The organism is Candidatus Ozemobacteraceae bacterium, assembly GCA_035373905.1.
Classification (GTDB): Bacteria; Muiribacteriota; Ozemobacteria; order Ozemobacterales; family Ozemobacteraceae; genus MWAR01.
This window is the reverse complement of record DAOSOK010000011.1, coordinates 70,320-82,077: the sequence shown is the minus strand read 5'-3', so window position 1 is coordinate 82,077 and position 11,758 is coordinate 70,320. Positions and strand designations below refer to the sequence as shown.

Sequence of the window (11,758 nt, the reverse complement as noted above, 5' to 3'; positions counted from 1 at the left end):
ATTGAGTCCTGCACATCAAAAACCAGCTTCGTGTCTCCGTTCGTGCTGAGCTTGTCGAAGCACGAACAGCCACTTGCAGATGATTCCTCATTTCGCCCTTCGACAGGCTCTGGGCAAACGGGCGGCTTTCATTCTGCAGGATTCAATAGATTTACACAGGAAGGCGTTCGGAATTGGACATTTCGGCACGAGGAGAAAGGGCAATGAGGGGATTGATTCTGGTGGATCTGCAGAATGATTTCATGCCGGGCGGGGCCCTGGCGGTCGCCGGGGGCGACGAGACGGTGCAGGTTGCGAACCAGGTGATACCGGCATTCGAGTTCGTCGTCGCGACGCAAGACTGGCACCCGGCCGATCACGGAAGTTTCGCCGCATCGCATCCGGGCCGAAAACCCGGAGAGATCATCAAGCTTGCCGGGCTTCAGCAGATTCTCTGGCCGGCCCACTGCGTGCAGAACACGCCAGGAGCGGCGTTTCATCAGGACCTCGATCCGCGCGTCAACCGGAATGTCGTCCGGAAGGGAACGATCCGGGACGTCGATTCCTACAGCGGGTTCTTCGACAACGGCGGCCGCCACGACACCGGACTTGCGGATCTTCTCCGGCGGCATGGGGTGAGCGATCTGTTCGTCATGGGTCTCGCGACGGATTACTGCGTGAAATTCACGGTTCTCGACGCCTGCCGGCTCGGATTCCGAGTCAGCGTCATCGAGGCGGGTTGCCGCGCCGTCAATCTGACCCCCGAAGACGGGGAGCAGGCCCTCCGAGAGATGGAGCGCGCAGGAGCCCGGCGGCTCCCCCTCTCAGATCCGGCGCTTCAAAAACGTATTCCGCAGTTATAGGGGATGAGCCTCACCGCGTCTTCCGCGAGAAGCGTGTGAGGAAATTCGCGTCTGACGCGCATTGTGTATAGCTTCACGCCACCCCATGCGGTGAACGTGAACAGCGAAACGGCAACCTCGTCATCGGAGAACGTCACCCAGGCGGGAAGCCGGGTGAGAATTTTCGTGTCGTTGTAATGCGCATGCCAGTACAGATGGAACTGATCGCCGACGATCCTCAGGACAGCAAGTTGAACGAATCCTTCGCGACTGCCGTCGGTTCGAATGTGTTCCAGATATGCGTTGACAACGTTTTTCCGACTTCGTATTTCGCCGAAACGCTCTTCGAAGTCATACTGATCGAGAAGCCTGGGGCTTTTTCGAGGTCGTGCGTAGAGCAGAGGAAATCCGCGCCCGCTGTCGACGTAATAGGCATACTCGAGACTATATCCATCCTCCATTTTCAGACGGTTGAGGTGTCTGAAATAGCTTTCCACGTTGAATTCCAACGGCAAGCCCTCCAGCGGGGGTTCTGCGTTCGGCCGCATGCCTGAAGCTGCTTCTTCGCGGCTCCGCGGTTCCTCGAGCCTTGCGAGCATGCGGGAGCGTATTTTTTCAGGCAAATCCGCAGGAGGATGATATGCCCCCGGTTGCAGGCGCCTGATGGCCATGACGCGCCTGTGAATATCGGGGGGAAACAGCAGCATGATGGCGCCGAGGAGAAAACAGGCGATGAAAAATGAAGCAATCGCCCGGCCATAGAAACGTATCAGGCTCATCAACGAACGTTTTGCGGTGATTCCCGGCGCGCGACAAATTTCGTCACCTCGACGACGGGAATGACGCTGAGGGAGATGCCGAGAACGACGCCCATCTGGGCCGCGTCGAGCGAAGCCGCGTTCATGAGCTTCTGCAGGAACGGGAGATACATCGCCGCCATCTGCAGGAGCGAGGCGAGGAGAACGGCGCCGACGAGGCTCATGTTCCCGAAGATGCCCACCCTGAACAGGGATTTTTCGTAACTTCGGCAGTTGAAAATGTTGAACAACTGAAAGAACACCATCACGCCGAACGCCATCGTCTGGGCCAGTTTTACGGCCGCGTCAGACTGTTCGGGGGTCGCCGGGGCGCCGTTCCAGTTCAGACCGAGACTGTAAGCCCACAGAGTTCCGACCGTCATCAGGACGGCGACGACGCCGACCTGCACCGACATCGGACCGGACAGCAGGGGTTCGTTATGGCGGCGGGGCTTTTTCTGCATTTCGTCGCCTTCGGCGGGATCGACGCCGAGCGCGATCGTCGTGAAGCCGTCGGTGACAAGGTTCACCCAGAGGATCTGCACCGCGCGGAGCGGAGCGGCCCAGCCCATCAGCGAAGCGGTGAGCAGGGTCAGCACCTCGCCGGCGTTCGTCGAGATCATGAAGCCGATCGCCTTGCGGAGGTTGTTGAAGATGATGCGCCCTTCTTCGACGGCGGAGACGATCGAAGCGAAGTTGTCATCGACGAGTACCATGCCGGCGGCTTCGCGGGCCACATCGGTGCCGGAGCGGCCCATCGCGACGCCGATATCAGCGCGGGTGAGAGCCGGAGCGTCGTTCACGCCGTCGCCGGTCATGCTCACGACGTGGCCGTGGTGCTGAAGAGCCTTGATGATGCGCATCTTATCCTCGGGGCTGGTGCGCGCGTAGATCGCGACCGATTCGACGATCGACCGCAGGCCTTCTTCATCGAGTTTCGACAATTCCTCGCCGGTCATCATCCGCATGCCGTCGTCGAACAGGCCGACCTTGCGGCCGACCGCCCTGGCGGTGGCGGCGTGATCGCCAGTGATCATGACGACCATGATCCCGGCCTTCCTGCATTTCGCCACGGCTTCGATTGCCTCGGGACGCGGCAGGTCCATCATTCCCACGAGACCGACGAACGTGTATCCCTCTTGTTCGCCCTCACAGAACGCCGTCGGATCGGTTCCGGCGGGCAGGCCGCGGACGGCGAAGCCCAGCACGCGCAACGCCTCATCGGCGTATCCGAGATTCTTCTTCAGGATGAGTTCGCGATCGGTTTCGGACAGCGGCCGCTCGCCGGTGCGACCGGCGATGCGTGTGCATCGTGCAAGAACGGCCTCGAGCGAGCCCTTGAGGTGGGCTTTCAGCCCCGACCGGCTGCCATGCACGGCGACCATGTATTTGATCTTGCTGTCGAACGGCAGTTCGCCCTGGCGAGGGTAGCGTTCGCGCAGGGTGAGCAGGGAGCGATCAAGTTTTCCTGCCAGCGTCATCAGCGCGCCTTCGGTGCCATCGCCGACCATGGTCCAGGCGCCATTCGGCTCCTGGCGCAACGAGGCGTTGTTGCACAGCACGGCTGTTTCCGCGAACGAAGCCATCGCCGCGGCTGCATATTCGCCTTTCACCGCGGTGATCGTTCCATCCGCGGCGTATCCCTCACCGGTGACCTCATACTCCTGGTCGCAGGTGTACACGCGAGTCACGACCATCTGGTTGCGGGTCAGGGTGCCGGTTTTGTCGGTACAGATGACGGTCGCCGAGCCGAGGGTCTCGACCGTCGGCAGTTTGCGGATCAGGGCGTTGTGCTGGGCCATGCGCCGGACGCCGATCGCGAGCACCAGAGTGACGACGATCGGAAGGCCTTCCGGGATGGCCGACACCGCGAGGGCGATTGCGTTGAGCAGGACGTCGGTGAAGCTCTGCTTGTGGACCAGGTAGCTGCTGACGAAGATGACGGCGCAGATGCCGAGAACGCCCCTCGCGATGAGGGAACTGAACGTCTCGAGCTTTCTCGTGAGCGGGGTCTGGACTTCGTCGGCCGTCTGCACGAGGCCGGCGATCTTTCCGAGTTCGGTCGCCATGCCGGTTCCGGTGACCACCGCTTCTCCGCGTCCCGCGGTCACATGGGTCCCCATGAAAATCATGTTCGTCTTGTCGGCCAGGACGGCGGTCACTTCGATTTTCGCGGCTTGTTTCTCAGCCGCGATCGTCTCGCCGGTGAATATAGCTTCCTCTATACGAAGTCGCTTCGTCGACACAAGCCGCCCGTCGGCGGGCACCCGGTCGCCCTCCTCGAGCAACACCAGATCGCCCGGCACGAGTTCGACCGCCGTCACGTCGAGCACCTCGCCGTCGCGGCGCACCCGGCAATGGGGGGCCGACATGCCCTTGATATTGTTGATGGCGCGCTCCGCCTTGCTTTCCTGGTAATAGCCGATGCCGGCGTTCACGACGAGAACGAACAGGATGATGGTGACGTCGCTCAGGTGGCCGACGAGTCCGGTTACGAGGGCGGCGGCCAGAAGGATGTAGATCAGCGGGTTCGTGAACTGGCGGCCGAGCAGCACATACCAGGGGGTCGGCTTTCCCTGGGCGATCTCGTTCGGACCGAACGCCGCGAACCGCGTTTCCGCCTCGGAACGCGAGAGACCGCGTTCGCCCGTTCCGAAGGCTTTCAGGGCATCTGCCGCCTCCCGGCTCGACCAGTCGTTTTTCACGGCTTCGCGGATCTGTTCCATGAAAGTCATTTCTCCCGTTCTTCTTTGTTCGCGTGGGAATTATACAACTTCTCCCTCCATCGCGAGAGAGCATGATAGAATGGTACATCCGTTTCGTTCCATGGGAGAGAGGACAACTTCAGGAATGGCGAACCAGGACGAACATACGCAGACGGCGCCGGCGCTTCCGGAAACGCTCGATCCAGGCGCCTGGATCTCCCTCGCCCTCACTTCGGAGCATCCGGTGGAGCGGCTTCTTGCGCTCGACGAGATCGCTTTTCAGGGGCTCGGAGCAGAGTTTTCAGGAATCATCGATCGTATCGCCGCCGACGAGACGTCGGAAGAGTGCAGTTACCGAGCGAAACAGCTGCTTGCAACGCTCAACAAAAAGCGCTTCGACCGCAAGATCGAGAAGGTCGAGCTGACGCCCGAACGCACGAAGGCTCTTCTCGAGGTCGGCGAAGATACCCTCAGGCGCACCGTCCAGCTTTCGCTCCGCAAGCCGCCCGCCCCGGAAATCCTCGACACCTGGCGGGCCCATATCCTCAGCGAAGACAACGCCGAGGTTCTCGCCGTCGGCCTCACGCTTCTCGCCAAGTTCGGCACGTCGCAGGACGCCGGCCTGGCTTCGGCGTTCGCCGACCACCCCTCCCCCACCGTCATCAAGGCGATCATCGATCTGCTGCATACGCAGAATCTCGAGGGGTTCAAGGAACGGGTCGCCGACTTCCTGACATCCGATGATATCGAAATCCGCCTTCATGCGATCCGGAAGCTTCGGAGCTTCGACCCGGCCGAAGCCCAGGCGTATCTGAGATCGATGCTTTCTGCTCGCGACCCGTTGATCAGGCAACGGGGCCTTCGCGAGCTTCTTCTGGTGCCGTTCAGCGAGAGCGAGGCCCTGTATCTCGCCTACCTTGCAGCGGAACCAGTGCCCCTCCTTCTCTCGCTGGCAGGGTCGGCCGTCGCGATGAACCCGTCGCCGGACCTTCCGCTGAAGCTGTACGACATTTATGCAGGCCTCCGGGGGACCCGCGCGCATATCCTCCAGCTGGTCATCAAGCAACTGATCACGGCGATCAAGGCATCGGGCATTCTCGAGGAGTCGATCGATCAGTATCTCGAAAAGCTGAAGGACGGCCTCAGAAAACGCAAACTTCAGACGGCGTGCAGAATCGCGCTCAACGATCTCACCCAGGAAGACCCCGAGGCACGACTCGCGGCCGTCAGGGTGCTCGTGCAGGGGCTCGACGTTCCGCACGTGCGGGAAGCTCTCGAGCAGCTTCAGATGCGCGAAACGGTCGAAGAGATCCGTGAACTGCTCCAGCAGGCTCTCGGGAAAACCCAGGACGAGTATTCCGTCGAAACGCTCCGGCGGATCGTCCGGGACGGCTCGTTCTACGACCTCGATCCGAAGAGTCAGCGGCGGCATCTTTCGGCCATACGCGACCAGGATTCGTTCGCCGAGCTTCGTGAAACGATCGGCGTGCTCCTTCTCGCGAAACTCGACCGCTCGGTCCTCCTCCATCTGTTCGACCGGATTGCCACCCACGGCGTGAGATGGGACCCCAAGCCGATGTTCGCGCACCTCAAGCACGAGGACCCCGGGGTCGTCGCCGCCGCGCTGCGGACGATCGGCCGGTTCGACCTCGATTGTATAGCTTACGAAATACCGAACTACCTGCGGCAGGACGACGTCCGCATCAAGACCGCCGCGCTCGAACTGTATATCGTATCGGACAGGGCCAGCGCGCTTCAGTATCTGACGGGGATGTTGAAGTCGCCCCAGATGAAGGTTCGCAAGAACAGCCTCTCCCTGCTCGCGACGGTCGATTTCGCGTCGGTCCAGAACCTGCTGCTGGAATACCTTCCGACGGAAAAGAACGCGGAGCTGCGCACCCAGGCGGCGTTCATTCTCGCGACCAACCCGACCCGCGAGGGATTTGCCGTTCTCTACAGCTGCACCCACGACGTGAACGGCGTCATCCTCCCGGGCTCTCAGGATCTGTGGGACGCCGTGATCGCCGGCGCGATCCCCCTTCTCGCTCCGGATATCGCCACGCTGATGGCCGCCGTTGCGAAAAAGTCGGCTCCGGCTGCGGCGACGGCACCCGAAGCCCCGCCGGCCTACACGTTCAAGAAGGTCACTGCCTCGAGCACCAGGAACCTCTACGGCGAAAAGGATCAGATGCCCGGTTCGGCCGTATCGCCGCAGTTCACGGAAGTCCAGGCCCGCGAGGCGATTGGCCGCGCGACGGGCTTCGCGGAACAACATCGCACCATTCTCGCGGCGGCGGCCGTCGTTCTCGCCATTGCCGGACTCTGGCGGTTCGCCGGCGACCGGCTGAGCCTTCCCGGCGGCTCCGGCACGGCCCCCAGGGTCGTTCACGAGACCCAGGCCGCCAGAATGGAGGAGAGCGGAGGCAAAGCCCCGTCGATGGTCGCCGGCACCCGCGGCAGTCCGGGCCAGTTCCTGTCGGGAAGCGGGTACGCGAGTTCGATGAAGGCGATGCACGACGAGCGCCTTTCGATCTCGGCCGAGTTCGCCCGGAAAAGCGAGCAGGCGCTCCAGGAAACCCTGATGAAGATGGCGGACGACCCGAATTACAAGGGCTACGCCGAGTTCTATCTGAACCAGAACTGCAAGATGGGCCTCGAGTGCATCGAAAAAGGGGAGTTCAGGGAGGCCCGCGATTACCTGATGAAAGCCCTCGAGGACACCTCGATCTCGGAGGAAGCACGAGTCCTGGTGTGCCAAAGCCTGCTGGGTATCGGCTACGAGGTCGGCGACAAGGAAGTCCTCGAGAAGGCGATGGATCGCCTTCTCGCGATGATTCCCGAAAAGGAGCTTCCAAAGGAGTACAACCGCCAGTCGATGAAGGAAGCCTTCGACGGGTTGAAGCGCATGCATGAAATCACCCCGCAGCAGTTTTCCGAATTCATGCAGAAGCTTGCCCGGGAGCATCCCGGCAAGATTCCCCCGGAGATGCAGGAAAAAATGCTCGAGGGGTTCAAGCAAATGCAGAACCGATTCAAATGATCACTCGTCTGATATGTACGGACTTTCGATCGGCAAGAGGTGCAGCGACATGAAAGAAACGCCAGGAATCACGTTCAGGAGGGGGTCTGCCTACCTCATCGTGCTCGGCGTGGCGGCGATCCTCATCATCATCGCGCAAACACTGACGGAAACCGGCATTTCCACCCGCCGGCTGGCCGTCAGGTCGGTGAACGACCAGAAAGCCATGGACTGCGCGGAAGCCGCGACCAACCTCACCTATCGTCTCATCGCCGAGGAGATGAACGATCCGAAGATGATCTACGATGCGATCAGCTTCAAAAAACTCGATTTCGACAGCTGGTTCTGGAAGTTCAGGCTGCCCCAGGTCATGGGTGGGGGCAACGTCGATCCGCTGCAGTTCAAGAACACCAACATCGAGAAAGCGGACACGGAAGGCAACGGTCTCGGTCTCGAGATCAGCCTCGGGCCCGAGATGGTCGCGAAGCTCAGAAAAACGTATACAAACAAGGACTTCGCCGACCTCGAGGACCTGTACCGGGATATGGGCGGCGAGGTTTCGATCAGGAGCGAGGCGTCGATCAAGCGCGTCTTCGGCATCCTGCCGAAGAGCAAGAATTACGAAATTCCCGGGCTGACGTTCGATCTGACCGAGGCCAACAATCTGACCGACCTGAACGTCGGGAACTTTCTCAACTCGATCATGGACGACAAGGAGTTCAAGATCAACCTCACCGACCAACTGGTCGGGTATATTCCCGACGTCAACTTCGGCGACGTCGTGCGCGAGGTCATCAAGAACATCCAGTTCAATCTTGCCCTGTATTCGGTCGCCATCCCGATCCCGGTCGGCAGGCTGATCGGGGCGCTTCTGAAGGGCATGTGCGACAAACTCGGCGAGGGCGCGACGCTGAAGGGGTTTCTCAAGAACACGCTTTTGAAGGATCTGAAGCTCGAAATCGATCTGACCGACTTCAAGAACTCGATCCGGAACCGCATTCTCGGCTTCCTGCCGGACGAAATCAGCACGCTGGTCGGCAAGGTCGGCTGGGGCGTGACGGTCGAGAAGATCGGCATCTTCGAGGTGGAAACGACGGTCGAATACCAGCCGCAGGGGTCGCGCGGCACGACGATCCGCAAGACGCTGCACACGCAGCGGGATTTTCGCGTTGCCGACGTGCAGCCCATCGCTCCCGATTACAGCTTCTTCGTCGCGAACTCGAAGCTCCTGTTCGAGGACGAAGGGCTCGAAAACACAGACGGTTTTGAGGGCGACAAGGAAATCAACTGGGCCGAGGGCATGGGCTCGCTGATCATCCACAACATCACCTTTTTCGACGACGAGCTGTTCGCGAAGCTGAAAACCTTCTTCGGGGCGATCGGGAGCATGGACGTCGAAAAGCTCGCGAACGGCTTTTTCCTGCCCGGCCGCGTGCGGGTGAACGGCACGAAGCCGATGGAGATCCGGCTCAACTTCGGGCTGCTCGACTTCCTCGGAAGCGGCTACACCTTCACCGAGGCGCTGAAGGGCTGCGAGATCGCGGCCCTGCTGATCAACAACACCGACAAGAACAAGCATCGTGAAAAGAAGGGTTCTTCTCTCGACAAGCCCAACCCGGCCAAGCACTCGTACATGCCGACCATGGGCGAAAGCTTCTACGGGATAAGCGCCGAAAGCCCCCCGCCGATCGGGGGATGGGTCGCCCTGTTCAACATCCTGGAGGGTCTGCTCGAAAAGACGGGCGCCGGCACGATCACGGCGGGCGACTTCATGAGCGTCCCCCTCGATGCGCTGAAGGTGCCTCACTTTGACTGGCCCTGGCTGACGGACAGCACCATGTGGATCCCCGTGCCGAAGTTCTATAACAAAACGTATTTATTCGGCGACTTTCACTGCGAGTTTCCTCTTTCGTTCCGGGTCGAGGGGAATCTCTGGAAGAAGTTCTCGCGGGTGAAGATGCCGATGATCCGTCTGCTCATCCCGCTGAACTGGATCGGGTTCCCGAACGTCGACATCACCCTTCCGCCGCTTCCATTCCAGGACAATATCGTCGAGCCGTACGGTTTCTGCGCGTATCCTCCGCTCGAAAAGGACAGCGGAGAGGTGGACGCCGCCGGGATGAGCAAGGAGTGGAATCCCGCCGAAGCAAAAAACCTTCCATCGAATATATATTCACCGATGCAGTATTTGAAGAAGGCAAGTTACTATTACGCGACGACGAGCGACTTCTCGAAGGACATCGCGAACCGGAGCTCCGAGATGGACGTTCCGGGCGTCGGGAAGAAGATGGTCTTCAACTGCGACGGCGTGACGTTCGTGGAGGGCACGGACGGTCAAGGTCTGTTCTTCCGGAACGAACTGTATGTCTGCGGAAGAGGCATCATTGTCGCGGCCGGCAACATCCATCTGAAGAGCATCCGGCGGGTGGACCCGCCGGGCGGCCCGCCGACGATGCTTTCGATCATCGCGCGGAATGGGGCGATCATCAACAACGGCAAGAACGTCGTCGAAGCCTGTCTATACGGCGATCGGGGGCTGATGAACCCGTTCTACGGCTCGCTGAAGATCCGCGGCAATCTGGTCGTGAACCAGTTCAACCGCAAGGACTGCCAGGGAAAGGTCGACGTGCATTACGAGTCGAACCGGACGCACAGTTCCCTCATGTCGTATTTCAAGGACGTCGCGAAATACGATCCGACGCGATATCACGCCACGTTCAGCAAGAAGTGGCGCGCCTACGAATTCCAGAAGAAGTGAAGGGTTTTGCATCATGAGCACGCAGAGGGGTTACACGCTCATCGAGGTCATCCTGTCGTTGTTCATCCTCGTGCTCGTTCTCGGCCCGTTCCTTCGCGGTCTCGGCGGACAGGCCCAGGTCGGAGAGGACACCGAGAAGCTGCAGATGGCGGCAAAAATCCTCCAGTCGATCAAGGAGGAGGTATCGTCGGTGCGATTTCGGGATTTCTGGTCGTATGCCGACTCGAACACGCCCGACAGCGGCGGCGAATATAAACTTGACGATATGTTCTGGCCCCATTCCCGCGACGAGGTCGTCAGCTACCAGAAAAAATACCGGGACTTCAACGCCCGGGGAACGTTCAAGTTCGTCAAGCGCCAGGGCCGCGAGCCAAGCGACCGGAGCGTGCTTTTTTTCAAGGTCTGGGTGACCTGGATCCAGCCGAACGCCGGCAAGCAGGAGCGTTCCACGAGCATGATCCTCGTGGAACCGAAATCGTGATCGAATGAGACGGGAGGACGTGCCATGAAACATTCCAACAGAAGCCGCGGGTTCACCCTGGTCGAGGTCATGGTGGCTACCGCCGTGTTCGCTCTCGCCGCCGGCGGCATCTATGCGTTTCTGCGCCATGGGAATCTCGAGAGTACCCGGGCGTATACGCGCCAGGGGATGGTGAACCAGGCCACGACGGTGCTGAAGGCGATGCAGGATGATTTCCGGATGGCCGCATCGGCGAGCCTGAAGTTCGATGCGGACAAGGGCGAAGTCACCCTTCAGCAGCATCGGAACGGCGACGATCTCGCGCTGATCAGCTACAAATGGGAAAAACCGCGACTGATCCGGAAGGTCGTGTACAAGGGCAGTACTTCGATCCGAGTGCTGAGCACGGCGATGGACGCGTTTTCGGTCGAGACGAAGCCCCGCCCGTCGATTTCTGAAGACGATCTTCCCGACACCCCCGAGCAGGTGTCGATCAAGCTGAGCCTCCGGGCGAACATTCCCGGCCTCACGCAGGACCTCGTCCACGACCAGCACGTCATGGCGACGATGCGCGAGGTGTCGTCGGCGAAGAACGATCCTCACTGGCGCGACGTCGGGAACATGAAAGGCGTGTTCAGCACCTACGGAAACCTGCTCAACAGCATCGGCGACGATGCCAAGCTGCTCGTGGAGGACATCGGCAAGACGCTCCAGAGCGATCTCGACAGGCTCGAAGCGAACGTCGAGGAAGCCCTGAACAAGCCCAAGGCGAATCTTGAGGCGACGAAACGGGAACTCAAGAACGCCCTGAACGACATCGCCAACGCCGACCTCGATCTGACCTCGGCCATCAAGGACTGCGAAACGAACATGAGCGATCTTCCCGAAGACATTTTCGAGCGGAAACTGTCGAAGGCGGGCACCTGGTTCGCGAGCAAGGAGAAAGCCCTCAACCGCGTAAAAAACAGCTTTGCCAGCATGAAGACCATCGAGCAGATGGATTACAAGAAGCTGGAAAAGGCCGCCGGCTCGTTCGAACTCAAGGACACGTTCAAGAGCATCTTCGACGCGAAAAAAGATGCCATGACACAGAAGATCACTCTGGCCAACAACAAGAAAAAAGTCGAAGACCTGCTGACCAAGGTCGAAAACGCGGATCCCAGCAAGGGCGAGTGACGCCTATCCCGGCCGCAAGCCG

Annotated in this window: 7 protein-coding genes; 5 read left to right on the top strand and 2 right to left on the bottom strand. The window is 60.3% G+C overall.

Annotated elements, in window-relative coordinates; translation table 11 throughout:
- The first annotated feature begins 203 nt into the window (after positions 1 to 203).
- Entirely contained in the window at positions 204 to 842 is a 639-nt protein-coding gene (pncA, locus tag PLU72_07280) for a bifunctional nicotinamidase/pyrazinamidase (GenBank protein HOT27975.1), read from the top strand.
- On the opposite strand, the gene PLU72_07275 is transcribed toward pncA, so the two are convergent.
- A complete protein-coding gene (locus tag PLU72_07275; GenBank protein ID HOT27974.1) occupies positions 818 to 1,330 on the bottom strand; it encodes a hypothetical protein in 513 nt (170 codons plus the stop codon). The two genes, pncA and PLU72_07275, sit on opposite strands and share 25 nt — an antisense overlap.
- Positions 1,331 to 1,599: 269 nt before the next feature.
- Positions 1,600 to 4,344, bottom strand: coding sequence for an HAD-IC family P-type ATPase (locus tag PLU72_07270; protein HOT27973.1), 2,745 nt, complete (start codon positions 4,342 to 4,344; stop codon positions 1,600 to 1,602).
- Between the two features lie 124 nt (positions 4,345 to 4,468).
- Here PLU72_07270 and PLU72_07265 point away from each other — a divergent pair, with 124 nt between their 5' ends.
- From PLU72_07265 to PLU72_07250, 4 genes are read left to right on the top strand one after another with little or no spacing between them, the layout of a single operon-like run.
- The gene (locus PLU72_07265; protein HOT27972.1) at positions 4,469 to 7,363 is read left to right on the top strand and encodes a hypothetical protein; all 2,895 of its coding nucleotides are present in this window, start codon (positions 4,469 to 4,471) and stop codon (positions 7,361 to 7,363) included.
- Positions 7,364 to 7,412: 49 nt separating this feature from the next.
- On the top strand, positions 7,413 to 10,100 hold the full coding sequence (locus PLU72_07260) for a hypothetical protein (protein ID HOT27971.1): 2,688 nt from the start codon (positions 7,413 to 7,415) through the stop codon (positions 10,098 to 10,100).
- 13 nt (positions 10,101 to 10,113) lie between these two features.
- Entirely contained in the window at positions 10,114 to 10,581 is a 468-nt protein-coding gene (locus PLU72_07255) for a prepilin-type N-terminal cleavage/methylation domain-containing protein (protein HOT27970.1), read from the top strand.
- A gap of 24 nt (positions 10,582 to 10,605) precedes the next feature.
- Positions 10,606 to 11,736 carry a prepilin-type N-terminal cleavage/methylation domain-containing protein gene (locus PLU72_07250; protein HOT27969.1) on the top strand — a complete coding sequence of 377 codons (1,131 nt, stop codon included), beginning with the start codon at positions 10,606 to 10,608 and terminating at the stop codon, positions 11,734 to 11,736.
- Positions 11,737 to 11,758 lie beyond the last annotated feature (22 nt).